This window comes from Agarivorans sp. TSD2052 (assembly GCF_023238625.1).
Classification (GTDB): Bacteria; Pseudomonadota; Gammaproteobacteria; order Enterobacterales; family Celerinatantimonadaceae; genus Agarivorans.
Map to the genome: position 1 here is coordinate 1,494,419 of NZ_CP096670.1, position 25,545 is coordinate 1,519,963.

General features: G+C 43.3%; 20 protein-coding genes. 12 read left to right on the forward strand and 8 right to left on the reverse strand.

Going from position 1 to position 25,545, the window contains the following annotated elements:
* Positions 1–289 precede the first annotated feature (289 nt).
* The 6 genes from phoB (at position 290) to M0C34_RS06825 (ending at position 7,441) form a co-directional block, all read left to right on the forward strand.
* Positions 290–982, forward strand: coding sequence for a phosphate regulon transcriptional regulator PhoB (gene phoB / locus M0C34_RS06800; RefSeq protein ID WP_248714879.1), 693 nt, complete (start codon positions 290–292; stop codon positions 980–982).
* A 6-nt stretch (positions 983–988) separates the two neighbouring features.
* Positions 989–2,290 carry a phosphate regulon sensor histidine kinase PhoR gene (phoR, locus tag M0C34_RS06805; protein ID WP_248714880.1) on the forward strand — a complete coding sequence of 434 codons (1,302 nt, stop codon included), beginning with the start codon at positions 989–991 and terminating at the stop codon, positions 2,288–2,290.
* Between the two features lie 103 nt (positions 2,291–2,393).
* The gene (locus M0C34_RS06810) at positions 2,394–3,872 is read left to right on the forward strand and encodes an MltF family protein (protein ID WP_248714881.1); all 1,479 of its coding nucleotides are present in this window, start codon (positions 2,394–2,396) and stop codon (positions 3,870–3,872) included.
* 124 nt (positions 3,873–3,996) lie between these two features.
* Entirely contained in the window at positions 3,997–4,971 is a 975-nt protein-coding gene (locus M0C34_RS06815) for a PstS family phosphate ABC transporter substrate-binding protein (protein WP_248714882.1), read from the forward strand.
* A gap of 138 nt (positions 4,972–5,109) precedes the next feature.
* The gene (locus M0C34_RS06820; RefSeq protein WP_248714883.1) at positions 5,110–5,559 is read left to right on the forward strand and encodes a tetratricopeptide repeat protein; all 450 of its coding nucleotides are present in this window, start codon (positions 5,110–5,112) and stop codon (positions 5,557–5,559) included.
* 1,006 nt (positions 5,560–6,565) lie between these two features.
* Positions 6,566–7,441, forward strand: a complete 876-nt coding sequence (locus tag M0C34_RS06825) for a Dyp-type peroxidase (protein WP_248714884.1) — start codon at positions 6,566–6,568, stop codon at positions 7,439–7,441.
* On the opposite strand, the gene M0C34_RS06830 is transcribed toward M0C34_RS06825, so the two are convergent.
* Entirely contained in the window at positions 7,438–7,926 is a 489-nt protein-coding gene (locus M0C34_RS06830) for a GNAT family N-acetyltransferase (RefSeq protein ID WP_248714885.1), read from the reverse strand. The two genes, M0C34_RS06825 and M0C34_RS06830, sit on opposite strands and share 4 nt — an antisense overlap.
* 296 nt (positions 7,927–8,222) lie before the next feature.
* Between M0C34_RS06830 and M0C34_RS06835 the strand changes: the two genes are divergently transcribed.
* From M0C34_RS06835 to M0C34_RS06845, 3 genes are all read left to right on the forward strand, one after another.
* Entirely contained in the window at positions 8,223–9,170 is a 948-nt protein-coding gene (locus M0C34_RS06835; protein ID WP_248714886.1) for a hypothetical protein, read from the forward strand.
* A 409-nt stretch (positions 9,171–9,579) separates the two neighbouring features.
* A complete protein-coding gene (locus tag M0C34_RS06840) occupies positions 9,580–12,711 on the forward strand; it encodes a beta-galactosidase (protein ID WP_248714887.1) in 3,132 nt (1,043 codons plus the stop codon).
* Positions 12,708–14,819, forward strand: a complete 2,112-nt coding sequence (locus tag M0C34_RS06845) for an alpha-galactosidase (protein ID WP_248714888.1) — start codon at positions 12,708–12,710, stop codon at positions 14,817–14,819. The genes M0C34_RS06840 and M0C34_RS06845 overlap by 4 nt, the downstream gene beginning before the upstream one ends.
* 44 nt (positions 14,820–14,863) lie before the next feature.
* Here M0C34_RS06845 and M0C34_RS06850 read toward each other — a convergent pair whose 3' ends face one another.
* The 5 genes from M0C34_RS06850 to M0C34_RS06870 all read right to left on the reverse strand — a co-directional run bounded on the left by M0C34_RS06850 (position 14,864) and on the right by M0C34_RS06870 (position 18,639).
* Positions 14,864–15,355 carry a hypothetical protein gene (locus M0C34_RS06850; protein WP_248714889.1) on the reverse strand — a complete coding sequence of 164 codons (492 nt, stop codon included), beginning with the start codon at positions 15,353–15,355 and terminating at the stop codon, positions 14,864–14,866.
* 25 nt (positions 15,356–15,380) lie between these two features.
* Positions 15,381–15,623, reverse strand: a complete 243-nt coding sequence (locus M0C34_RS06855; RefSeq protein ID WP_248714890.1) for a helix-turn-helix domain-containing protein — start codon at positions 15,621–15,623, stop codon at positions 15,381–15,383.
* A 12-nt stretch (positions 15,624–15,635) separates the two neighbouring features.
* The gene (locus tag M0C34_RS06860; RefSeq protein ID WP_248714891.1) at positions 15,636–16,268 is read right to left on the reverse strand and encodes a DUF2975 domain-containing protein; all 633 of its coding nucleotides are present in this window, start codon (positions 16,266–16,268) and stop codon (positions 15,636–15,638) included.
* Positions 16,269–16,648: 380 nt separating this feature from the next.
* Positions 16,649–17,701: a hypothetical protein gene (locus M0C34_RS06865; protein ID WP_248714892.1), complete on the reverse strand. Its 1,053-nt coding sequence runs from the start codon at positions 17,699–17,701 to the stop codon at positions 16,649–16,651.
* 128 nt (positions 17,702–17,829) lie between these two features.
* Positions 17,830–18,639: a glycoside hydrolase family 11 protein gene (locus M0C34_RS06870; RefSeq protein WP_248714893.1), complete on the reverse strand. Its 810-nt coding sequence runs from the start codon at positions 18,637–18,639 to the stop codon at positions 17,830–17,832.
* Positions 18,640–19,210: 571 nt separating this feature from the next.
* Here M0C34_RS06870 and M0C34_RS06875 point away from each other — a divergent pair.
* Together M0C34_RS06875 and M0C34_RS06880 are read left to right on the forward strand one after the other, a co-directional pair.
* Complete coding sequence (locus tag M0C34_RS06875; protein ID WP_248714894.1) at positions 19,211–19,846, forward strand: HD domain-containing protein; 636 nt, start codon at positions 19,211–19,213, stop codon at positions 19,844–19,846.
* 33 nt (positions 19,847–19,879) lie between these two features.
* Entirely contained in the window at positions 19,880–20,344 is a 465-nt protein-coding gene (locus tag M0C34_RS06880) for a GNAT family N-acetyltransferase (RefSeq protein ID WP_248714895.1), read from the forward strand.
* A 1-nt stretch (position 20,345) separates the two neighbouring features.
* Here M0C34_RS06880 and ppk1 read toward each other — a convergent pair whose 3' ends face one another.
* On the reverse strand, positions 20,346–22,451 hold the full coding sequence (ppk1, locus tag M0C34_RS06885; RefSeq protein WP_248714896.1) for a polyphosphate kinase 1: 2,106 nt from the start codon (positions 22,449–22,451) through the stop codon (positions 20,346–20,348).
* A 46-nt stretch (positions 22,452–22,497) separates the two neighbouring features.
* Positions 22,498–23,001, reverse strand: a complete 504-nt coding sequence (locus M0C34_RS06890) for a glycine cleavage system transcriptional repressor (protein WP_248714897.1) — start codon at positions 22,999–23,001, stop codon at positions 22,498–22,500.
* Positions 23,002–23,320: 319 nt separating this feature from the next.
* Here M0C34_RS06890 and M0C34_RS06895 point away from each other — a divergent pair, with 319 nt between their 5' ends.
* Positions 23,321–25,534 (forward strand): ABC transporter permease subunit, encoded by a 2,214-nt coding sequence (locus tag M0C34_RS06895; RefSeq protein ID WP_248714898.1) that lies wholly within the window; start codon positions 23,321–23,323, stop codon positions 25,532–25,534.
* Positions 25,535–25,545: the final 11 nt, after the last annotated feature.

Here is a 25,545-nt window from a genome sequence, read left to right on the forward strand (position 1 = left end):
TTGCTAAGGTGATACTTGCTATAGATGTAAAGTTATTATTTATTAGTGCCTTACGCTTAGTTTTAAAATTATAAATAAAGTTTTGTTAGTGCTAACTTCGATTAATGTTGAGCCTTATTGGTGCAAATGAGCGGGTTCTTTAAAATGCGCACCACTATGGTGCTTTGTCGTAATGTGGTAATTTGCTGGCTATATTTAGCTAAGTGTTTGATTTACACTCTGCCTTGTCATAAATCTGTCATTAATACGTCGCATAATTGCCACAGTTTCTTAGATTGAGATAAACGGAATGCCTAGGAAGATCCTTGTAGTAGAAGATGAAGCGCCCATTCGTGAGATGTTGTGCTTTGTATTAGAGCAGCATGGCTATGAACCTATTGAAGCCGCTGACTATGATCAAGCTATTGAAAAACTCACTGAACCCTACCCAGAATTAGCCTTATTAGACTGGATGTTACCCGGTGGTAGTGGTATTTCGATTATTAAGCATATGCGTCGCCACGACCTTACCCGCCAAATACCGGTGATTATGCTTACCGCTAAAGGTGAAGAAGAAGATAAAGTTCAAGGCCTAGAAGCAGGAGCGGATGATTACTTAACCAAGCCGTTTTCTCCTAAGGAATTGATGGCCCGCGTTAAAGCGGTGATACGTCGAATTTCGCCAACCTCATTAGAAGAAACCATCGAGGTTCAGGGCTTGCGTTTAGATCCGGTATCTCATCGTGTTAGTGTTGAAAATGAACCCTTGGATATGGGGCCGACAGAGTTTAAGCTGTTACACTTCTTTATGACTCACCCTGAGCGTGTTTATAGCCGAGAGCAGCTACTAAATAACGTATGGGGTACTAACGTGTATGTAGAAGATCGTACTGTTGATGTTCATATTCGTCGTTTACGCAAGGCCATCGGCCATCAAGGATATGATCGACTCATTCAAACAGTACGTGGTTCTGGCTACCGTTTTTCAACTAGAGCGAAGTAAATACGGATGTTTGTGCCTTTTTCTTGGCAACGGGTAGTATGGCGAGTGGCATTAGTGTACTCGCCCTTGTTCGTTTTAGGTGCCTTAACGGGCTACTTATTAGAAATGTGCTTGTTAGCGGCGGTTAGCCATATCATTTGGATGTATAGCCAGCAGCACAAACTACTTAATTGGTTGTATAACCAGCGAAAACTTTCTCCTCCTCACGGTTCTGGCAGTTGGGAACCGGTATTTCACGGTATTTACAATATGCTAAAGCGGCGCTTAGGCCGCGAACGAGAACTTGCCCAATTGATGAAATACTTTCGTCTGGGCGCTGAAGCGTTGCCTGATGCTATTGTTGTGACCAACCAAGACGGCGCGATACTTTGGTGTAACCAGTTGGCGCAGAGCATTTTGGGCTTAAAGTGGCCAGCTGATGCAGGCCAGTATTTGACCAATTTAGTTCGAACCCCCAAGTTTGTCAGTTACTTACGCAAAGGAGACTTTGACCAGCCGCTAGAAATAATGAGCCCTGTTCAAGCCGATGTTTGGCTGGAGTTTAGGGCAATGCCGTATAGTCAGCAGCAACTCTTGTTGGTGGTTAGAGATGTGAGTCAACTGCGCAAATTGGAAAGAATGCGTAAGCGCTTTGTGTCTAACGTTAGCCACGAATTACGCACACCGTTAACCGTGTTGCGTGGCTATTTAGAAATGCTGGATCAAGACCAAGTGGATCCGATGATCTGGGGCAAAGCTCGCAACACCATGCTTGATCAAAGCAGCCGAATGGAAAATTTAGTTAACCAACTGCTTACACTGGCAAAAATTGAGTCGGCTTCAGTTGAGGATAGCCAAGAGTCGATAGATTTTTCGGCTATGGTAAGCAATTTAGAGGCAGACGTAGCAGGGCTGGCCAAAGATAAACAATTAACCTTCAGCTTTAACATTGAAGCGGGGGTTACCATTCAAGGCGAACGCGAGCAATTGCGCAGTGCTTGCGGCAATTTATTAGGCAATGCCATTAAGTATTGTACAGAGCCCGGAGAAATAACCGTAAGCTTATCCTTGATCCCTCAAGGAGCCTTATTCAAAGTAAAAGACTCTGGTCCAGGCATCGCGCCAAAGCACTTACAGCGACTTACAGAGCGTTTTTATCGAGTAGACAGAGCGCGTTCTCGTGATACTGGTGGGGCTGGCCTAGGTTTGTCTATCGTTAAACATGCATTGCAACATCACGATAGTCAATTGAAGATTAAAAGCACTTTGGATAAAGGCAGTACCTTTAGCTTTGTGTTACCACGAAAGTTGTTTACTAACGAGTCATAAGCCGCGTGAAGCTTGCCTAGCTTCACAGCTTTTTGCTTAACTACCATTTTTTGAAAAATTAAGCTTATACTGAACTATAAGTTTGATTTTAAATGGTATTCTTTTGCGATTAACTCTTCCCTACCGCCTGTCTAGATACCTAATATTGCTGACTAGCATACTGTCGCTTAGCCTTGGCCTAAGTCACGCTACAGAAGCTAAGTCTAGCGCCGCTGACACAGAGCAAGATTCAGACTTGCTGCATTTCCCTTATTATATTCAGCAGTCGTTTACTGGCGATTTAGCTGATATCAAGCAGCGTAAGATCGTTCGCGCTTTAGTGACGTACGGAAAATCTGACTTCCACCTAGCCGACGGGCGCCCCCTCGGTATTCAAATTGAGTTATTGCGCTTATATGAAGAATTTTTGAATAAAGGCATTCGCCGAGATGTAGAAAAAACCAAAGTTAAAATAGTGCCAGTTCATTTTGATCAGCTGATACCTGCCTTAGAAGCAGGCCGAGGCGATATAGTGGCAGCCTTTTTGACCGCCACTCCAGAGCGTAAAAAGCAACTGCGGTTTGCCTTAGGCAATGCTGAAGGTATTAGTGAGGTGCTGGTGAGTCATAAAGACACCGCTAAACCAGAACAATGGGCAGAGCTATCAGGTCAAAAAGTATATGTGATGGATGGCAGTAGTTACGTTGAGCATCTTGATCGATTGAACCTCACATTGAAACGCCAAGGCGTAAAGCCCATTAAGGTGGTTGAAGCCGATGGTAATTTACTCTCTGAGGATATTCTTGAGATGGTGAATGCAGGGGTGATGAAGTACACAGTAATAGATGACTACAAGGCGCATTTGTGGGAAAAAGTGTTCAAGGACATTCGAGTTGATAACCACTTAACCACCAGCGAAGGGCAAAGCCTAGGCTGGGCGGTACGTAAAACAAACCCTCAATTGCAGAAAAATTTACAGGAGTTCGTCAATAAGCAGGTGAAGCAGGGGAGTTTATTAGGGAATACGCTCCTAAATCGCTACTTTGACCATACGGCTTGGATCAATCGCCTCGCCAACTCTGAAGACCGTAATCGTTTTAATCGTTACGCCCCTCTATTTAAAAAGTATGCTAGTGAATATGAATTTGATTATTTAGCTATTGTGGCGCAGGGCTATCAAGAGTCGGGCTTAGACAACAGTAAAGTGAGCCACCGTGGCGCGAAGGGAATTATGCAATTATTGCCTTCAACGGCTAAAGAAATGGGCTACAACAATCTTGATGACCCAGAGCAAAACATTGCTGCAGGAATAAAGTACTTAGCGTGGCTACGAGAGCACTATATCAACCAGCACGACATTGAAGATAGTGAACGCATGGCGCTTATTTGGGCTGCTTACAATGCAGGCCCCAGCAAAATGAACAAAATGCGCCGTTTAACTAAAGAAATGAATTTAGATCCTAATGTTTGGTTTGGTAATGTTGAAATTGCAGCAGGAAAAATTATAGGTAAAGAAACAGTACGTTACGTATCTAACGTCTACAAATATTATATTGCTTATACGATGGCTTTAGAGCTTGAAGTTGAACGTGCTGAAGAATAAGACCGTTTTTTTACGAAATAATGAGACTGACACACAACTGTCACACTAGAGAAATATAATTGTCATCGAATTCACCAATACTACATGACGAAAATAACTTCACACGTCATTTATGGAGATAAAGATGACATTTAAAAAACTTGTTAGTGCAGTAGCGATTTCTGCTTCATTGCTTACAACTACCGTACTTGCAGCTGGCCTGGATGCCACTCTTCCTGAATACAAAAAAACTACAGGTATTTCAGGTAACCTTTCATCAGTCGGTTCAGATACTTTAGCCAACATGATGACTTTATGGGCCGAAGAGTTTAAACGTGAATATCCAAATGTAAATGTGCAAATTCAAGCCGCCGGTTCATCGACGGCTCCTCCAGCTTTAACCGAAGGAACTTCTCAGTTCGGCCCTATGAGCCGCCAAATGAAAAGTAAAGAAATTGAAGCCTTCGAAAAACGCTTTGGTTACAAGCCTACAGCAGTTCGCGTAGCAATTGATGCTTTGGCAGTATTTGTCCATAAAGATAACCCGATTGAAGGTTTAAACCTTGCTCAGGTAGATGCGATTTTTTCATCGACACTAAAATGTGGTGAGAATGGTGTAGCTGAACGCTGGAGTGATGTAGGGCTTGATGGGTCATGGGCGAATAAAGACATTCAGTTGTTTGGCCGTAACTCAGTATCTGGCACCTATGGTTACTTTAAGAAAAAAGCCCTATGTAAAGGTGATTTCAAGAACACTGTCAATGAGCAGCCAGGTTCGGCATCTGTAGTTCAATCAGTGTCTTCTTCGTTGAACGCGATTGGTTACTCTGGTATTGGTTATAAAACGTCAGGTGTTAAAGCTGTAGCATTAGCGAAGAAAGGCAATGACTACATCGCGGCTACATTAGACAACGCTGCTACCGGCAAATACCCTCTATCTCGCTTTCTATACGTTTACGTAAATAAGCACCCTAATAAGCCTTTAGCGCCAATGGATCGTGAGTTCCTTAAAATGATATTGTCCAAGAAAGGGCAGCAAATCGTGGCTAAAGACGGTTACGTACCACTACCTTCGAAAGTAGTTATGGCTGACCTCGAAAAATTAGGTATCTCTCTTTAAGAGACTGGCTTAATTGACAAACCCTCGCCTTGGCGGGGGTTTTTAGGTTTAGGGGTCTAAGCATAGCCATCATTTCATTAAAAACTAATTACGCTGATGGGGCGTAGTAATAACAAAACAATGAGATCAGGAATAAAAATGAAAGTCTTAATTGTATTACTACTAAGCCTCGTGTCTTTGCCTACTTTTTCTGCAGGCAGTGGCCGCTATGACTCTAGTGCTGACGAGAGTGCCTTAGCCTATGTTGAAAAAATGCTAGCTCAGCAACACTATGAGCGAGCTAGCACTTGGTTGGTCAAGTACGTTGACAGCTCAAAAGGCCGACGATCGGCTGATGCATGGAATTTATTAGGCTTTAGCCAAAGGAAGCAAGCGCATTATCCAGAAGCGCTTTATGCCTATCAGCAAGCGCTGGCAATCGATCCTTCCCACCTAGGGGCTTTAGAATACCTTGGCGAGTTGTATTTGAATCTTGGTCAAGTAGTCCGTGCCCAAGAGAATCTTGAACGACTTAAGTTGCTTTGTGAAAATTGTGTCGAGCAGCAACAGCTAACAGTGGCAATACAGCAGCATAAAATTAAGGAATGATGTTGTTCGTCCTTGAATGAAGTATTTTGCTGCTAGTGATTTATAGCGCTGGAAGACGTCTACTAGCTAAATATCACGCTGAGCAGGGCTTGAAAATCATTTCATTGGTAGATCTGAGTAAACATTAAATGTAATCAAATTGTCACTTGCAATGTGATCTATATCACACTAAATTGTAAGTGTGACTTGGATCACTATTGTTCCAAGACACTAATAATATTAAACACTTAGGAGAAATATTATGTTTGATTACTTTTTTGCTACCTACTCAGCGTATTACGTTACTAAAGCCGATGATTACAACTTCTATTGCGAAACTCGCAAAGATATTCACCGCTAGATTAAGCTGACAGGTGAATATATGGTTCTTCATCCGATCATTGGTTCAGCATTATTGACTTGTGTTCGTTTCGGGTGCTTAGGGCAAGGTAAACGACAACAGAGAAGAATGTAATGAATCAAATTAACCCCAGTGCCTGAACGAGCTCGCTCTTTCAGGCATTTTTTTATGCCTGCTTAGTTGACTCAGGTTCAGCTGGTATAGAAAAATTTCTGCTTGAAGCAAAATTAGACTTGCAATGTGACCTATGTCACATTAATATCTAAGTTGTGACTTGGGTCACACTTTATTTTCATTAGGAGCAACACTATGTTTGATTACTTTGGTTCTTTATACACAACCTATTATTTCACTAAAGCTGATGGTTACAACAAGGCGACTGATTCTAAAAACATCCACCGTTAATCCTCACATTTGAACATGTGAGCTTAGCACTTAGCGCTCTACTTTTATTAGTCGAGATAGCAATAGTCAACTGAGCGAGAATAAACCATGAGTCAAATGTTCTAAAATCCCTGATTGCATCAACGCATCAGGGATTTTTTCTTTTTTCGCTAATCAGTTAGCGGCCTCCTTTAGTTAATCTATTATTTTACGCTTAATCAAATAACTACTTCTCAAAATTAATTATACTGCTAGGTAATAATTGATGAATGAGAGTTTCTTATGTCGTGTATTCAACCGCAAATTCTTAAGCCTGTCTCCAGTTACGCCTGCTTTCTGCGTTTTAGCTTGGTAGATAATCAACAGCTAGCGTCATGTATACAAGCGTTTAGCGCGCTATACTCTTGCCAAGATAGTTTAGTGGGTTTTGGTGCTCCGCTAATCGCTCAATTAGGCAAAACTATCCCTGAATTCAAGTCTGCTAACAGCATTGTTGGTGTTAATCGCACTAGCCCAGCCAACCAGGACGATCTTTGGTTGCGCTTAAGTGGTGGCGATCCTGGTCAAGTGATGCTGCGTGTACAGCAGTGGTTAGATGTATTGTGTCCAACATTTAGTATCAATGAGCAATTAGACGGTTTTTGTCATCAAGGTGGCAAAGACTTAACAGGTTATGAAGATGGCACTGAAAACCCTGAAGATAATGCTGAGTCCGTGGTGAGCTTAATGGGTGATAAGGGCATGGCTGGTTCATCCATGCTAGCGGTACAAAAATGGCAACATCAACTAAAACACTTCAATATGCTACCAAGCAAACATCAAGACAATATTATTGGTCGTCGTAAAAGTGATAATGTAGAGTTTGCTGAATCGCCTCCTTCTGCCCACGTGCGGCGCACTGCTCAGGAGAGTTTTACTCCAGAAGCCTTCATGTTACGTAGAAGTTTACCCTGGGTAAAAGATCAGCAATGCGGCCTAAATTTTGTGTGTTTTGCAAACAGTCTTTACCCTTTTGAAGCACAGTTAAAGCGAATGTTGGGTTGCGAAGATGGCATTGAAGATGGGTTGTTTGAGTTTAGCAGACCTTTAAGCACGGCTTATTATTGGTGCCCACCGGTTAATGGTGAGCAATTAGACCTTAGCTACTTGCAACGTTAATCTTCTAATGCTGTTTTATATAATGTCATTCCACGCGCTTGGTAGTTAGCCAGCGCGCTGGGATGGTCTAAATCACACGTATGTACCCATACTCGTTTTGCTTGCCATTGCCAGGCGGTTTCTATGCACCGAGTCAGTAAGCTGCCTCCTAAACCTTGTCCTAAATATGGCTTAGCCAAGCCAAAGTAGGCAATTTCTACGCTTGCATCTTGCTGCTTGTATAGCTCGAAATAGCCGACAAATTGCCCTTCAAAAAAAGCGCCAAAAGTACGTAAGCTTTGATCGTCAGTATAGTGCTGCCACTGCAACGCTGACCAAATTAGTTTATCGGTCCACTGCCAATATTGACCCACTTCACGGTAAAACTGTTCGCTTCGAAGTGCTTGGTTTTCGATGACTTCGCACACCTGTATAGAAGTGGGGAGTGGTTTAGCTTTTAGTTGTTGCAGGGTGGTCTGCTCAAGGTAGTAAACGGTGCTGGTCATTAAGAGGCCATTGTTAGTATTTTGCGTGAATTATAGCAAGTGCTCAGCCTTGGCACTATTCGTAAAGCTACTAATAAGTTATTGATTAATAGATGATTCTATCAGTGTAATAAATCTTATACACTTGTCGGTTTTATTTACAAGTTGTTAACTTGACTTCGTTGATACAAAAATCAACTTGTTGATATGTAATCGTTATGTGAGGGTGGCGTAAATTATGCTTTGTTAGCGTATAAGACAGTATTTGGTTTAACTTAGATAGGCGCTTAAACCTAATGGCAGTAACCGAGGGCTTTATGAGTACTAAAATTTTTAATGCGTTGAGTGTTTCTTTGGCTTTGATGTTTTCGATAAACACTTGGGCGACACCAGTGACCGCCTTTGTGCCCGATGGTGTATGTAACACCGACAATGTTCAGTTAACGTCGATCATGGAGTCAGGACAGTTTAACGAATTATTGGGGGGAGCATCTCCTGCTTATTCCGCTTCTTCTTGTTTGGTGTTTGATGGCAATGATGATGGTAGCGCTAATGCGCCAGTGGTGAACATTGGCCAAAAAGACGATGGTTTGTTGAACACCAAATACGGGCCTGATGATTCCTTGTTTTTTATTGAGCCTTCCGAGCTACAAAATTTAGACAATTTCCCTGTGGGCATTGCCGATGACCCTGGTTGGATTCATTTAGCCAGTGTCGGCGGAGAGGTTGGCAGTGATAACAAGTTGGCTGTGGATTATAACCAAGCCGGTCCCATCGTTGACGGTGGCTCCTTTTTAGATATTGATGCTTTGTTAGATATGACCTTCACCTGTGTTGAGAGTGATGATGGAGAATGTACCGCGCTAAATTGGGTGATTGAAACTGACCCTACCATTATTGATCAAGTCTCACAGCTGTTGGGAGAGGCTACCTTTGACCACTTGGCTATTTCAATTAAGGCGGGTAACGGTTTCGTTATTTATGATTTTGACTTCATCGATATTTTTGCTGCAGAACTCCTCGCTTACCCTGCATCGAGCTTAGACTTCAACACGCCTTACAAATTATCAGGCACGCTAGATACCGACGATTTCCCTAATCAGAGGGGAAATGCCCAAGCGATATCGCATTTAAACGTATGGGCCCGAGACCCTTCAGACCCCACCACTATTACTCGGATTAATGAACCAAGTACCTTTGGTATCTTTGTGTTGGCTGTGCTGGGTTTTATTAGTACCCGTTTGGGTCGCCTGAAAGCTCAATAAATGCATTTCAGCCTCCTCAATGGGTAACAGGAGGCTGTATGTTAGGGCATTGCTCGAAGTTCTCCTCAATACCTATTCTCGCCACTCCTCGTTTCTTGCGTTTATATAAGCCTTTCTGTCGTTAGCGTCTAAGTTTATTAACAAAGGCAGGACCGTAGGCTTACTATTGACGTAGTTTTCTTTATTTCACATCCACACTGCAATGCTGAGCTTTGATCAAGTTTGCTTTAAGGCTGCTAGCCGTCGCTTGTTTTGTAAATTCGAGTTTAGCTGAGTAATTCAAGTGTAAACGTTTTCCCGCTTTCGTGATTAGGTTCTCATTATCAGGTGGGCAGGCCAACTAAAATCATTCCATAATGATAAATGCACTCGACATTTAGCCTATATGGTTTGGACAATGGAGAAAGGAATGACGCCCTTAAGCGCCACATTATTAGCCCACCGAGATTGGGAAAACCCTGCAGTTACAGAGCGCAATCGTTTAGCGTCTCACGTGCCATTGCGGTCTTGGCCAAACCTAAAGCAGGCTTTAGATAAGCAAGATCCCGTTCATTGTTTGAATCTTAACGGCGAATGGCAGTTTTGTTTACTGGCTAAGCCCGAAATACTCAATGACCAGTTGTTAGCCGGTGCTAAGGGGCAATGGCAAAGCTTGATAGTGCCGAGCAATTGGCAGCTACATGGTTATGACAAAGCGATATATACCAATGTTATTTATCCCTTTGAAGTAACGCCACCCTTAGTGCCTAGCGATAACCCTACCGGGGTGTACCGCACTAGCTTTAACTATCAAGGTGACTGGCAAGGTAAGCAGGTACGCTTGCGATTTGATGGTGTGAACTCGGCGTTTCATGTATTGCTAAATGGACAGATGGTCGGTTACGGCCAAGATAGTCGTTTAGCGAGCGAGTTTGATATTAGTGAGTACTTAATACAGGGCGAAAATCAACTGTCTGTGGTGGTGTATCGCTGGAGCGATGGCAGTTATTTAGAAGACCAAGATATGTGGTGGCTAAGTGGCATTTTTCGCGATGTGACTATTTACGCAAAACCTCAAATACATATTGCAGATTTTTCAATTCAAACCCAATTAGATGCCTGTTATCGCGATGCACGGCTTGAGGTGGAAGTGCTGTTAGCGGGAGGGGCGCTGAACGAGCTTGATAGCTATTATGTCGAGCTACAAGTCTATGACGGTGACACCCCCCTGTTTGGCTCCGCACTGGTGGGGCATACTAACAATAAGCTCATCGATGAGAAGGGGGGATTTGCAGATCGGATAGTTTTGAGCAAGCCGGTGGCTCAGCCTAAGCTGTGGAGTGATGAACAACCGCATTTATATCGAGCAGTAATTGGCTTATTTAATGCGAGCGGAGAATTGCTAGAAGTTGAACAAAGCTCGTTAGGCTTTCGTTGTGTAGAAGTGAATAAGGGCTTGTTAACACTAAACGGCAAGCCGCTCTTAATTCGCGGAGTAAATCGCCATGAGCATGACCCTGAATTAGGGCATGTCATGACCGAACAAAGGATGGTGCAAGACATTAAACTGCTTAAGCAGAATAACTTTAATGCGGTGCGCACCGCCCATTACCCTAATCATCCTCGCTGGTATGAACTGTGTGATGAATACGGGCTATTGCTGGTGGATGAAAGCAACCTAGAAACCCATGGCATGTTCCCTATGTGTCGTTTATCTGACGATCCGCAATGGATGCATGCCTATATGCAGCGGCTTACTAGAATGGTGGCTAGGGACAAAAATCACTCTTCGATTATTGTCTGGTCTCTGGGGAACGAATCTGGCTATGGCAGCAATCACGATGCGATGTACGGGTGGTTGAAACAAGCTGATCCCAGCCGACCTATCCAGTATGAAGGTGGGGGTGCTAATACCCCTGCAACTGACATACTTTGTCCGATGTATGCTCGAGTCGATTGGGATACTGGCGGTGAAGGGATACCCAAGCGTGCTATTACCGCCCATATCGGCGACCCTCATGAGCAACGACCATTAATTTTGTGTGAATACGCCCACGCCATGGGCAATAGTTTAGGCAGTATTGAAGAGTACTGGAGAGCATTTCGTTTACACCCTCGCTTGCAGGGGGGCTTTATTTGGGATTGGGTTGACCAAGGTATTACCAAATACACCGAGTCTGGCGAAGCTTACTGGGCTTATGGTGGAGACTTTGGTGACAAGCCCAATGATCGACAGTTTTGCATTAATGGCTTGGTTTTTCCTGATCGAACAGCACACCCAAGTTTGGCTGAAATTAAATACTTACAGCAATATTGGCAAATACAAGCCGATGATTTAGCACTAGGACGATTTAGCGTTAGCAATGAGTATTTGTTTACCGATAGCCGCGATGTGAGTCTATTCTGGCGGATTGAGCAGCAAGGTGAATTGTTTACTCAAGGAGAGTTGGAGCTAAGGCTGGCTCCTCAACAGCAGCAATATCTGCAGCTTCCTGCTGAAGCCTTGTTGGCGGTATCCAAGCAACTCAGTGGAGAATTATGGCTAAGCATTGAAGTAAAACTTAGAGAAGATAAGCACTGGGCGAAAGCTGGTTACTGTGTGGCTCACCAGCAGTTTAAGCTGCCGGTGGGCGGTTTAATCAGGCAAGGGGCGTTAAGCAAAGCAAAGGTCAAGTGTCAGCAGCAAGACTCACTAATTAGCTTTGTTAGCGCGCAGCAAACGGTAGTATTTGATGGTGTTTCCGCTCAGTGGCTATCATGGGTATCCGCTGGCAGCGAATTATTTAGCGCCGCTTTAACCGATAATTTCTATCGTGCACCGCTAGATAACGATATTGGGGTCAGCGAAGCGAGCCAAATGGACCCTAACTCTTGGATAGCTTGTTGGCAGAATGCCGGTTTAGACCAACTGCAGCGTAACAATGTAGGCTTTGAGTTTTCCCAATTAAGCAATGGTTGCTGGCTGGTAGAGTGTAACAGTGATTATAGCTTTGAACAGCGCTTGGCCTTTTCGGTACAACATCGCTTTGTTATCAGTGCCGATAAAGTAAAGCTGGCTGTGACTATTAATGCTGCGCCTTATTTGCCACCGTTACCCCGGGTAGGCTTAGAACTCAGCTTAGATAAACAATTTAGTCAAGTGAGTTGGTTTGGCTTGGGCCCACATGAAAACTACCGTGATCGCTTGGCGTCAGCCATGGTTGGACGTTATCAATCGAGCGTTGATGATCTACATACACCTTATATTTATCCTAGTGAAAACGGAGGAAGGGGGGCCGTTCGCCAGCTGGAGTTAAACCACGATAAGGGCGTAATGGTGCTAATAGAGTGTCAACCAAGCTTGCAGTTTGCTGCTCGACGATACAGCCAGCAACAGTTGAGTGAAGCGACGCACAACTATCAATTAAGTGATAGTGGAACGGTGTATGTGCAGCTTGATGTCGCGCATCAAGGAGTGGGTGGCGATGATTCCTGGAGTCCATCGGTTCACCCTAAACACCAAGTACACGCTGAGTTTTATCATTATCAAATAGAATTTGCTGTTAAAGGGTCAGAGCAATGAGCATTTATCATTTATACGGACAAAGCAGCAGTGTGGTTATGAGAGAAACCAGTAGCTTACCAGAAATAATTTATTGGGGGGCTAAGCTAAACCACCCTTTAGATGATAACTTATTAAGTGCTATTTCTCGGCCCGTTGGCGAAGCGAGTTTAGATGAAGATGTCGCATTAACAGTTTGTCCAGAAGCGAGCGAGGGTTGGTTTGCTAGCCCCGGCTTAGAGGGGAACCGGGCAGGTAAAGATTGGTGCCCAAGCTTTACTGCTAGCTGCAGCTTAAGTGGGCATAGTCATCTCACCATCAAGGCGCAAGACACGCGTGCACAATTAGCGCTGCAACTCAGTGTGAATCTAGATGAAGCAAGTGATGTACTGACCTTGCAAACTACGTTGAGCAACTTAGGGGCTAAACGTTATAACTTGCAGCGTTTAGCGTTAACCTTGCCTCTTTCTCAACAATGTAATGAATTATTATCACTGCACGGTCGCTGGACAAAAGAGTTTCAGCAGTATCGTCAGCCTCTAGAGCGTGGGATCATCGCTCAAGAAAATCGTCGTGGTCGTACTTCTCATCAGTACTTCCCAGGTGCAATGATTGGCAGCCAAGGTTTTAATCATCAGCAAGGCGAGGTATATGGGTTTCATTTAGCGTGGAGCGGCAACCATCGGCTACAAAGCGGCGTGAAAACCGATGGCAGGCGCTGGTTACAAGCTGAAGAGTTATTATTAAGTGGCGAAGTCGGTTTAGAGCAAGGCGAGACTTATCAAACACCGATTTTGTATGCCAGTTATTCGGCCAATGGCCTTAATCAAATGAGCGCAAACTTTCACCGTTTTGTCCGTCAACATATCCTACGGTTTCCCAAAACTAAAGCTCGGCCAGTTCATCTAAATACCTGGGAAGGGATCTACTTCGACCATGACCCTGTTTATATCAAAAAAATGGCCAGCTTAGCTGCAGATATGGGGGTTGAGCGCTTTATTATTGATGATGGTTGGTTTCCTGGGCGAGATCACGATAAGGCCGGCTTAGGGGATTGGTATCTTGATACGCAAAAATATCCGAACGGCTTGGAGGAGGTGATTGACCACGTTCTTGCGCTTGGCATGGAGTTTGGTCTGTGGTTTGAGCCTGAAATGGTTAATCCTGATTCCGATTTGTTCCGTCAACATCCTGATTGGATCCTTGGTCAAGCGGGTTACCAGCAAAAAACAGGACGCTATCAATATGTATTGGATTTACAGCATCCCCAAGTATTTGATTATTTATTAGCGCGACTAGATAGCCTACTTAGCCAGTATACTATTTCTTATATCAAGTGGGATATGAACCGAGAATTAGTGCAACCCAGTCACTTAGGTGAAGCCGCGGTGCATGGTCAAACTAAGGCGTTTTATGCGTTGCTTGATGAGTTAGCTCAGCGCCACCCTGATTTGGAAATTGAAAGTTGTTCGTCAGGCGGAGGGCGTATCGATTATGAGGTGCTCAAACGCAGTCAGCGTTTTTGGTTATCTGACAGCAATGATGCTTTAGAGCGGCAGATAATGCAGCCAGCCATGTTGTATTTCTTCCCGCCTGAAGTGATGGGGTCGCACATTGGTCCAGCGCATAGCCATACTACCTATCGGCAACATAGCATTGGCTTTAGAGGCCTTACCGCTTTGTTGGGGCATATGGGGGTGGAGTTGGATCCAGTCGCTGTAGAAGAGCAAGAACGGCAACAATTTGCTCACTATATCGCCTTGCATAAAACCCTACGCCCGTTGTTACACAGTGGTACTTGGCAGCAGTTACCGCAATGTGATGCCAGTTGGCAAGCCTATGGTGTGCAAGATCAGCGAACGGGAGAAGGGGTATATTGGGCGGTGCAGTTAACGATGCCAAGCTACAGTTTACCGGGGGCACTAAAATTACTAAACCTAGATCCTAAAGCACGGTATTGGGTAGAGGTATTAGATAAACCCGACTTTAAACACATTATGAAGCAACGACCAAGTTGGATAAATCAAGCGACTGACTTTAGCGGTGATAGCTTGATGAAGTTGGGTTTACAGCTGCCAATTATGGATCCCGAATCAGCATTATTGATTAAAGTTACTCGCCAACTGTAATCTAAAGACAAGGGGGCGCTTAGCGCACCCTTTATTAGGTGTTGCTAATTTAGCGAGCTTAATATCTCATCTAATCGAGCATATTGTTCGGCGAGTTGCTGTTCTGTGTTTTGGTTATAGGATTCCGCAAGTAATGCTATTTCTTTGCTTTGAATATCACGCCACAGCTTTAATACGCTCAATTGTTGCTCTGCGGGCAGTTCTTCTAATATATTAACTTTGACAACGTCTATTTTCGCCTCATAAAACAGCTGTTCAAGTTGTTGGTATAAAGCATTAAAACTTACTTCAAGGCGTAAATGCTGATTAGCTGTTTCTTGGCTTAACTGACTCTCTAAGCCAAGTAATTGCTTGCGCCACTCTCTTGCTTGTTGTTGATATTCACTGGGTAGCCGGGTAATTGAGGCGTCATAATCTATCACCACAAAAGGATCTTCCAACTCACTGAAAGATTCAGCTTGTGCGCCACCTAAATAGAAAGCTAGTGCCAGTATAGGGGCAATCACCCGTAGGTTTTGTTTAAGTCTATTTATCATGCTAACGTCCTGATGAACTGGCATTTTATTTTATGTTAAGCCCGTCAGTTTCGGGGGCATCCTGATCTGGTTGGTATTCTAATAAATCACCGGGTTGGCAGTCTAACACCTGACAAATTGCGTTGAGTGTCGAAAAGCGAATCGCCTTTGCTCTACCTGTTTTCAATACCGACAAATTTTGAATCGAAATTCCCACTGCTTCAGATAAGTGGTTTAAGCGCATCTTGCGTTTCGCTAGCATCACATCCAAATTAATCACGATCGCCATGGGCAACTCCTATTAAATAGTGGCGTCTACATCGGCCTGTATTTGCACACCAAGTTGCATGACGTATGCAACAACAACCATAAATAAACCTGCTAGCAATAATGGGAAATCTAAGCTGATGTATTGAATGGCCGTCCACTCCATATCGGGAGGCATTACGTCATATAAATTATCAGGTGGACCTTTATGAAAGGGTCGCTTAAGCGGCAGTACTATTTGTTCAATGAAATAATTTGAAATACTGTTTACTGGAAACAAAGCGACTAAAAACCACCCAATTGAGCGAAAATATTTGGCGGTTTCTACCGTAAATACCTTGCCAGCACTATAGGCTTTAAATAAGCGGTCTATTTGCCATATTAGTGAGGCAATTAGCACACTAGTGGCAAAAAAAATGGCAACGGTAATAATCCGATGAGAAATGGATAAGGGCAGATGAGGAGGCTTCAGCGTTTTAGGCCTGAAATGAGGCGGCAGATTTTTCAATTCGTCAACGGGGGGGCCCGTTACCATGTCCGTGACGGTATAAAAACTAAACACCCACGGACTTTTTTTCATCGGTTCAATATCAATGCCCAACTCGCTGGGAAATCCCACTAAGCATAACAGCACGAAAAATACCAAGCCCCATAATACGCGCCGCATGTGTTTTCCTACTGCGCTTATGGCCTGAATTGATTGCATATTGTTGTTCTTCCTTGCCGACCAATATTACTAAAAATGACATTTATTTATCGTTTATCATTAAATAATGAATGAATTTAGTCTTTTTGTAAACCAGGAATTTATCCTTTTTGGATTGTTTGCTGGCGCTACTGAAGGGTATTTACGTTAATTGAGATTCTATGAGGTCGATGAAACCCCGCCATCATTGCTACGCCTAATTTGCTGGGTATATGAGCCAATACCGAACAAAAACGATAGTAAAGAGCATGTTGTACTGTCTTAACAACCACTGCCATGAGGCCAATATTAGCGCAGGCGAACAGCGAGTTTATGGGATAAAGAAAACACCGTTGATGCCCTTAGGGAGGGGAATGATACCTTAGTTGGGAATATTCTTGATGGCTGAGTGTTGCGCTATCAATTAGGGTATTTTTCGCCGCCATATTTAGCGGGTCAGAGTCATTATTTGCCATTTCCAAGAGAGTAATTTTTACGTTGTCCGATACACTTATACTGCCTGCGCTTATATTTTCTAATACAGCCATTCGCAGTGATTCAGAGTTATCGTAAGACAGCATATCGGTTGCCATAGCTGTTCGCTGTTCGTCAATGGCAAAGCGCATCAATTGTGGTAACAGCAACTCAGCGTCTGAAGCATTGCTTTTATATATAAGGCTTTCAATTTCAGTGACCAGCAAGTTTTTCTCAGCAGTCTCAATCTGGAAGGGTTTAAGTAAACTGAGTGCCTCTAATCGGGTGTTGCTATCGGTGTGTTCCATCACGGATAAATCAACTAAACCTTGTACGATCTCTTCAGAGTCAATCGTTGAAGTTGTACTGGCCAATAAGGTCACAAATTTTTGTTGTGATTCTGGGTCAGAATACATTCCATATTGTTTTGCTAGTGAAAATAAAGCTTCATCGGCAGTGTTGTTGGGCATGTTTTGTATTACCGACATGAGCAGTTTGAATTTAGGGTCATCAATAGAGTAGTCATCGAGCTGAGCGACGGTATAAGCTAACTGTTCAGGTCTACTTATTAACATTTGTTTAAGTAAATCGAACTGATTGGCAATAATCTGGCCTTTATCGTCTTGCTCGTTAATGTTGTCTATGCTCGACAGAATACTGTCTAATTCGTCGATAGTACGCTGATCCGGCGTATTAGGCTTAGCTCGATTCAGGTCAGGTTCAGCTTGCCAGTCACTTGGGGCCTTAAAAGCGCTATCTTGCGTATAGCTACCATCTGGTATGTTTGCACTTGTTGCACGGCTTTCAACAAAGCTTGATACGCTAGCGTCTTGTTGGTGTTGTGAATAATTCGACGGCCCTGAATGCCTAAAAAGTGCATATTGATATCCGCCAGCAAAACATAAAGTAGCGACTGACAGCAGCGCGATGACAGGTTTCATTACTCAACCTCTATGGTTTATTCACTGAAAAATAGTACGTTATTCTAAATACTAATTGAATACGTGTTGCTAGAAAGAGATTAAATTGAGCGGGCTAATTCAATCTCTTTGGTTGCTTTATTTATTCATTATCTTAACCACAGCGATACATCGACCGCACCTTTGTGATTAGTGTTAGCATCGCCGAATATTTCAATGGCCAAAATTTGATATCCGTTTGCTAAGCCATCACGCTTAAAGCCCAAATCTGAGTTGTCCCACCGATTGACGTGAGGGCCAAAGTTCAAATTATGGTTGTCACCTGTCTTGGTAGGTGAGCGGCGAACACTCCAATATTGTTTAAATTTACGACTGTCTCCACTGCCACAAAATTGTGCGCCATCACGGTCAACCAGATACACATCGTAGGTGGCACCATTAGCATTTACTGTTCCTTTAGAGCTAGCAGGAGCGCCTGCTGTTTCATCCCAAGGGACAAACTGGCCTGGGCCTTTCCAAGTATCGACCACATAATACTCTTGAGAGGTACTGCCACTACAAGACCAACCATAAAGGGCTATCAATGCTTTTTGAATGCTGGAATTACTGGTTAATTCACCCACGTTATAACCAATTTTTCGGTATCTAGCCCCTTTGCTCCAACCTAAGCCGCCAATGGCATCTTCGCCCCATGATTTGGCCATGTTCCATTCGGCTCGATAATGGCGACCAGCATCGTTATAAAAACCAATCTTGACATCACAGGTTTTTATATTATTTTGGCTTAGCTCAAACCACGAGTAAAAATGTCCACGATAAGTGCCTGAGCCGTAACCATTATCAGAGTCTCCAGCTGGATCACAAATCGTTTTGGTGATGCTTGCAGCATAACTGGTGCTTGGGGTAATGGTGAGTAATCCGCCTAAAGCGAGTGACAAGGCTAAAAGTTGTGTCTTCATTAAAGTGTCCTAATTTCGTTAAAAGTACCAACGAACTAGTCATACATGGCTTATGTATTGCGACTATACAACTCGTCAAAAGAGCGTTCGAAAACGCGGTTATAATGTGAATTTTTTGTTGCCATTTAGTATTGTTTTTTTGTCTTTTTTAGGTCAATTCAAAAGATCAAAAGGCGCGGCGGCGTCATGATAAACAATGAAAGGTAGGTGATAACTAAATAACGAAAAGGGAATGGCAGAAAAAACAATGCAATATATTGAATAAATTGGTAGGGCTGTGTGATTATACTTTTTAATGCGCGAGTTCACGCTTTTTAACGATATATTGTACTTTACTCAACAATCACCAAAATAAACAGGCTAAATACGTAATTAGTCAAAATGATGTCGACTGCCAGGATGATAGTTGTATACCAAACGCCTTAACTAAGTCGTCGTTTCTTCACCTAAGCAAGATAACGCTAAAGCCGCTGTAATAAGCGACGCTGTTTTCATCTCCTTTTAAAGCGCTTTGACAGTGGGTGATATTATGGTTAGCGTGGCGCCAATAAAAAATGTATAAGGGGATGTGGTGTTAGCTGACTTAGAGCAACAATGCGCGCTGTTCGTTTGCGATCTTGAGCATAGTGATAGTGCCCATAACATCGATCATGTTCGCCGAGTGGTCGCTTTAGCCAAGCACCTGGCGAAGCAAGAACACGCTCAACTAGAGGTCGTAGTGCCAGCGGCTTGGTTACACGATTGTGTATCTTTGGCTAAAAACCACCCTCAACGTCATTTAGCTTCGCAAATGGCTGCCGATAAAGCGCTCGAATTTCTAAGCCGTATACGCTATCCGCAGGCCTACTTTGCAGCCATTCACCATGCGATTGTGGCTCATAGTTATAGCGCGGATGTAAAACCTAATAGTATAGAGGCGGAAGTCGTCCAAGATGCTGACCGGCTTGATGCTTTAGGTGCGATAGGACTTAGTCGTTGTTTACAGGTAGGCACCAGCTTAAACCGACCACTATATAACCAACACGATCCCTTTTGCCTGCAAAGATGTCCCGACGATCGAGAATATACCCTCGATCATTTTTATAGCAAGCTACTGCACATCAGTGAATCGGTTTGTACCCCGTCAGCTCGTTGCGAAGCTCAGTTACGCACCCAGTTTATGCTGAACTACCTACAGCAACTTAAGCACGAGTTAAGACCTAGCTAAAATTATAGACTTAATGGAAGGAGCTTGATTTCAGTGATACAACTGATTGCGATGACCGAACAGCAGTTCTCTACCTATTTGGCTGCTGCAATTGTCAGCTATGCGAAGGACAATGTTCAAGCTGGGCGCTGCTCAGATGAAGAGTCTTTGGAAGATTCTAAAGGTGCTCATCAAAAACTATTGCCACAAGGTATAGCGACGCCAAATCATTATTTATTGCAGATTGTGCATCATAAACAAACAGTAGGGCACCTCTGGTTAATGTTTGATAGGCATAAACCAAGGGCTGGTGCGTTTGTTTACGATCTTGAAATTTATGCTCTTTTTCAAAGATGCGGCTATGCTAAGGCGGCGCTGCTAGAGGCTGAAAAATGTGTCTTACAACTGGGCGGGGATAAAATCTCGTTGCACGTATTTTCGCACAATACTAAGGCGCAACATTTATACCAGCAACTGGATTATCAAGTTACTGGTATAAATATGAGTAAGTCTTTTTAGTTTAATCGCCTTTATTGGGCTGGATGGCCTTAGTGGGTTCTACCGGTTTTAGTGGTCGAGATTCAATCGCCTTTAGGTAGTCATGAGTCCAAATTTGTGAGCGGATTTTACGGCGGTTTCCTCTTGGTACGTATTTGTTTTGCTGCTGGGCATCAATGATCCTAGCTTTAGTGGTATCGGCAAACTGTAAATCAAGTAAGTCGATCACTCGGCGCTTGAGTTCCTCGTTGTAGATCGGAACCCCCACCTCTACTCGCTCTTCAATATTTCGAGTCATCCAATCGAAAGAAGCGATATACACTTGCTCTTCGCCGGCATGGTGGAAGTGAAAAACCCGTGGGTGTTCTAAAAAACGGTCTACAATACTAATGATTTTTATGTTGTCACTAATACCTTCTAGCCCTGGTACCAAAGAACACATCCCCCGAATGATCATACGTATTTTTACCCCAGCTTTACTGGCTGCGTAAAGTCGAGTAATGATGCCTTTATCAACCAGATTGTTAACCTTAATGGTAATTGCTGCTCGATTACCGGCATTGGCTTGGTTTATTTCATAGTCAATAAGGCTAAATAGGCGTCTACGCGTTTCGTTGGGGGAAACAATTAAGTGTTGGAACTTAAAACGGCGATAAGGTTGATGAATGAAACGAAAGACATTTTCAACTTCTTGGCCTATTTCTTGGCTTTTGGTAAACAGAGCAAAGTCGGTATATATTTTTGCTGTTTTTTCATGGAAGTTACCAGTACCAATGTGGCTATAGAACACCCGTTGGTTGTTTTCCTTTCGAGTAATCAACAGCAGTTTGGAGTGTACCTTTAAAGACGGAACGCCAAATACCACTTTAACACCTGCATCAGTAAGTACCTGTGCCCATCCAATATTCGCGCCTTCATCAAAACGGGCGCGCAATTCAATCACCACGGTTACGCGCTTACCATTATTCGCCGCATCGATTAACGAATTCATTAGATGTGATTTCTTCGCTACCCGGTAAATATTTATCTTAATACTGCTAACTTTTGGATCGAAAGAGGCTTGGCGGACAAATTCAGAGATATAACGGAATTTATGGTAGGGGTAATAAAGCAGAATATCCCGCTGGCTAATGGCGTCAAATACGGTATCAAACTGGTCAAAATCGTTACAGTTTAAGGCCGATAACTTGGCGTTTTCTAGATATTTCCTTCCCACATTAGGGAAACCAATGAAGTCTTTAAAATTATGGTAACGGCTGCCGCTAACACTGTGATCTAACTTAGAAATGTGTAGCATTTTGCTAAGCCGCTTGATCATGCTATTTGGCATTTCCCGATCGTAAACAAAGCGAACCGGTTCGGCGGTTAAGCGTTGTTTAATGCCTTCAGACATCTTTTCCAACAAACTTTGGTCAACTTCATCAGTCAGATCGTATTCTGCATCGCGGGTCATTTTAATTGAGTAGGCAGCTAAGGAATCGTATTTATAAAATCCTCTGAGTAAATCGTCTAAGCAAAAACGAATGATATTATCGAGAATTATCATGGTTTTTCGGGTCTTAGAGCCATCTGGTGGTAGCACGACAAATCGCGGTAAGTCATCGGTAGGTATTTCTATTAATAGGTGGTCTTCTTTTTCACCTTTTTTTACTTCTACCGCTAGATAAGTGTATTCATCTTTCAAGAAGCGAACCAAATCAGTACGTTTGGTAATAACAATCGGGGTGATATGGCGTAATACTTTGTCTTTGAAATATTTTCTCACCCAGTTTTGATGGTTGCTACTCAATTGGTCTTCGTTGATTAAGAAGATATTACGGCGAGCCAAAGTCAGGATGATTTCCCGATAGGTGTCATCAAAATCTTGCTGTAGTTGGGCGAGTTTCGCTTGTACATCATTGAGTAACTTAATAGAGCCGTCATCGGTTTGTTTAAGCTCATTTAAGATAATTCGGCGCTTGAGAGCTGCCACCCTAACTTTATAAAACTCATCTTGGTTATTGGAAAAAATACCGAGAAACCTGACTCGTTCTATGATTGGCACTGAATGATCTTGTGCTTCTTGCAAAACCCGTTGGTTAAACGATAGCCAACTTAGCTCTTTCTCAATATAAAGACTGTCGCTCATTTTACACCTATCTTATCTAAAACTTTTCCATTGCCACTTGTACGTATTATTCGTCTGAGAAGTCGACCATTAAATCGTCAGCTAAGGATTCTAAAGAATCTTGAATCAGGTTGCGTTGGTCATCGCTAGCACAGGGAACCAATAACTGAGCGGTAAAAATAAGTCCTCCCCAATTGGGCGCGCTGCCCACATGCGTATTAATTTCGCTTAAGCTAATGCCTAATGAATTTAGCACCTGAGTGACTTCTTGAACAATTCCTACGCGGTCGTTGGCGGTAACCGTAATCATCACCTGTTCATCGGCGGTGTTATCGCTGTCGCTGCCTTCGGCTATATTAATGAGTAGCTGTGGCTGATTGAGTAATTCTTCACTTAAGGCTGCAACGTTTTCTTCGGCGACTTCTATGTGCAAGATACCAGCAAATTGCCCTGCTAATTCTGTAAGACTACTGGCTAACCAACTTCCATGATGCTTTACGACTAACGAGGATAACTGGTCAACAATACCGGGACGGTCTTTGCCTAAAACGCTGATAACCAATTGTTTCATAAAATACTCCTTGAATGGTAAGACTAGTCGGATAAATTCAGAGTATTGTTGTGTCTACCCAGAATCTAAAGTATGCATAGCTTTTATGCTTTAGGGAAGCCACTCTGTGCGTTATAACCCCTTAATATTCTAAGCTTAGCTGATTTTTTTATCTTTAATATTAGATACATATTATTGTCATATTGAGTTGCTAAAGATAGTGTTATCGCCGCATTTTCGGCTGTTATAAGTGACTTTTTTTTTAGTATTTCACTCTGTAACAATAGTGTCATAAAACTGCCATATACTTTCGCCAGACCTATTAAATTGTGAGGGATATATGACGCAGTCAGTGTCATTTAATAGCAGTGCCCAGCGGCAAATTAAGGATCGACTAACCCGCTGGGGCGTAAGTGCTGGCGGAATAGTGGTGCTTTTGGCGCTAATCTTAATCTTCTTCTACTTATTATATGTTGTTGCGCCTATTTTTTATGGGGCCAGCCTAGAAAAATTGAAGACTATTCCACTGCATGACAACAGTAGTACCATTGCTATCGGCGTGGAAGAACAAAATGAAATTGCTTATCGCTTCAATGCTGATGGGCGTTTACGTTTTTTCAATTTAACCGATGGACAGCGCGAGTTTGACGACTATCAGCTAGAGGCCAACATTACCGCCGCTGACCGTACAGTACCTAATCAGGGTTTAGTGGCTTATGCGACAGAACAAGGTGAAGCCTATGTGGTGGCTCCTAAGTTCAGTGTGAGCTACCCCAATGATAAGCGCCTAATAACGCCAAGTTTAGCCTACCCAATGGGAGATGCCCCTTTAAGCATTGACGATCAAGGGCATGCGATTACTAAATTGGCTTTTGAGCGTGAAGAAGAGTCTGCGGTTTTTGCTGCCATTACTGATGATGGGCGTGGCTTACTGGTTCGATTGGAAGCTGAAGAAGACATGTTCAGCGAGTCTTTAGAATGGGTGGCGTCGCGTGCTACGATTCCTAGCTTGTCAAAAACCGTAGATCAAATGCTGGTGACGCCTGATTTACGCCGCTTATATATTCGAAGTGGTAATCAGTTAGCCAACTACAACATTTCAGATATTGATGATGTAAAACTCACCTCGGTAGACTTTATTAATAGTAGTAATGCCAATGTCACTAACGTGGCGTTGTTAACTGGCGCGAGCTCGTTAATTGTTGCTAACGACAACGGTAAAGTGTCTCAATGGTTTGATGTAGCGAAAAATGGCGCGCGAAAACTGACCCAAATTCGGGAGTTTGATGCGGGCGCTAACATTCTCGATATAGGTGTTGAGTACTTCCGTAAAGGGTTTGCTGTTGGCACCGAAGATGGCGCTATTTCGATATTTCATACCACTGGCGGCGGTCGCTTAGTTCGCGAAGATACCAATAGTGGTAACAGTTTAAGTTTGGCCTTTTCACCGCGCGCTAGTGGGCTTTTGAGTGAAACGGCTGCCGGGTTAGAGTTTTATCACGTTGATAATGAGCACCCAGAGGTAACCTGGCGTGCCTTATGGAGTAAAATTTGGTACGAAGGCTACCCAGAACCCCAGTATGTTTGGCAGTCGACGTCAGCCAGTGATGACTTTGAACCTAAGCTTAGCTTGGTACCAATATCGTTTGGTACGATAAAAGCGGCGCTTTATGCGATGTTATTTGCCGCACCTATTGCGCTCGCAGGCGCGATTTACACTGCCTACTTTATGTCCCCTTCATTACGCAAAGTGGTCAAGCCTACCGTCGAAATTATGGAAGCCTTACCTACGGTAATTTTGGGCTTTTTGGCTGGTTTGTGGCTAGCGCCACTGATTGAAGACAATCTACCCGGTGTTATAGCCATCATGCTGTTGTTGCCTATTGGATTTTTAGCCACTGCGTTTGCGTGGTCAAAATTACCTAAGAAACTGCGACAGATGATGCCCGAAGGCTGTGATGTGTTGGTGCTAATTCCGGTAGTAATATTTATTGGCTGGGGCTGTATTCAGCTTAGCCCAATGCTAGAAGCTTGGATGTTTGATGGAGACGCGCGTCTTTACCTAACCAATGAGTTAGGCATTAACTTCGACCAGCGTAATTCTATGGTAGTGGGCTTAGCAATGGGGTTCGCGGTTATCCCTACGATTTTCTCGATTGCTGAAGATGCTATTTTCTCTGTGCCTAAGCACTTGAGTAATGGTTCCTTGGCGCTAGGCGCTACGCCATGGCAAACCTTAACTAAGGTGGTCATTCTGACCGCAAGCCCTGGTATCTTCTCTGCCGTGATGATGGGCTTAGGCCGTGCGGTTGGTGAAACTATGATCGTATTAATGGCGACGGGTAACACGCCAGTGATGGATTGGAGTATTTTCCAAGGGATGCGTACTTTAGCGGCAAACATTGCGGTAGAAATGCCAGAGTCAGAAGTTGGAAGCTCACACTATCGAGTGCTGTTTTTAGCCGCGTTCGTATTGTTTGTGTTTACCTTCATATTTAACACGATTGCTGAATTTGTTCGTCAGCGTCTTCGCGAAAAATACAGCTCGCTGTAAATAGGGATATG

Coding starts and splice junctions, on each gene's coding strand:
- phoB (WP_248714879.1), top strand. CDS start 290: ATGCCTAGGAAGATCCTTGTAGTAGAAGATGAAGCGCCCATTCGTGAG.
- phoR (WP_248714880.1), top strand. CDS start 989: ATGTTTGTGCCTTTTTCTTGGCAACGGGTAGTATGGCGAGTGGCATTA.
- M0C34_RS06815 (WP_248714882.1), top strand. CDS start 3,997: ATGACATTTAAAAAACTTGTTAGTGCAGTAGCGATTTCTGCTTCATTG.
- M0C34_RS06820 (WP_248714883.1), top strand. CDS start 5,110: ATGAAAGTCTTAATTGTATTACTACTAAGCCTCGTGTCTTTGCCTACT.
- M0C34_RS06825 (WP_248714884.1), top strand. CDS start 6,566: ATGTCGTGTATTCAACCGCAAATTCTTAAGCCTGTCTCCAGTTACGCC.
- M0C34_RS06830 (WP_248714885.1), bottom strand. CDS start 7,926: ATGACCAGCACCGTTTACTACCTTGAGCAGACCACCCTGCAACAACTA.
- M0C34_RS06835 (WP_248714886.1), top strand. CDS start 8,223: ATGAGTACTAAAATTTTTAATGCGTTGAGTGTTTCTTTGGCTTTGATG.
- M0C34_RS06840 (WP_248714887.1), top strand. CDS start 9,580: ATGACGCCCTTAAGCGCCACATTATTAGCCCACCGAGATTGGGAAAAC.
- M0C34_RS06845 (WP_248714888.1), top strand. CDS start 12,708: ATGAGCATTTATCATTTATACGGACAAAGCAGCAGTGTGGTTATGAGA.
- M0C34_RS06850 (WP_248714889.1), bottom strand. CDS start 15,355: ATGATAAATAGACTTAAACAAAACCTACGGGTGATTGCCCCTATACTG.
- M0C34_RS06855 (WP_248714890.1), bottom strand. CDS start 15,623: ATGGCGATCGTGATTAATTTGGATGTGATGCTAGCGAAACGCAAGATG.
- M0C34_RS06860 (WP_248714891.1), bottom strand. CDS start 16,268: ATGCGGCGCGTATTATGGGGCTTGGTATTTTTCGTGCTGTTATGCTTA.
- M0C34_RS06865 (WP_248714892.1), bottom strand. CDS start 17,701: ATGAAACCTGTCATCGCGCTGCTGTCAGTCGCTACTTTATGTTTTGCT.
- M0C34_RS06870 (WP_248714893.1), bottom strand. CDS start 18,639: ATGAAGACACAACTTTTAGCCTTGTCACTCGCTTTAGGCGGATTACTC.
- ppk1 (WP_248714896.1), bottom strand. CDS start 22,451: ATGAGCGACAGTCTTTATATTGAGAAAGAGCTAAGTTGGCTATCGTTT.
- M0C34_RS06890 (WP_248714897.1), bottom strand. CDS start 23,001: ATGAAACAATTGGTTATCAGCGTTTTAGGCAAAGACCGTCCCGGTATT.
- M0C34_RS06895 (WP_248714898.1), top strand. CDS start 23,321: ATGACGCAGTCAGTGTCATTTAATAGCAGTGCCCAGCGGCAAATTAAG.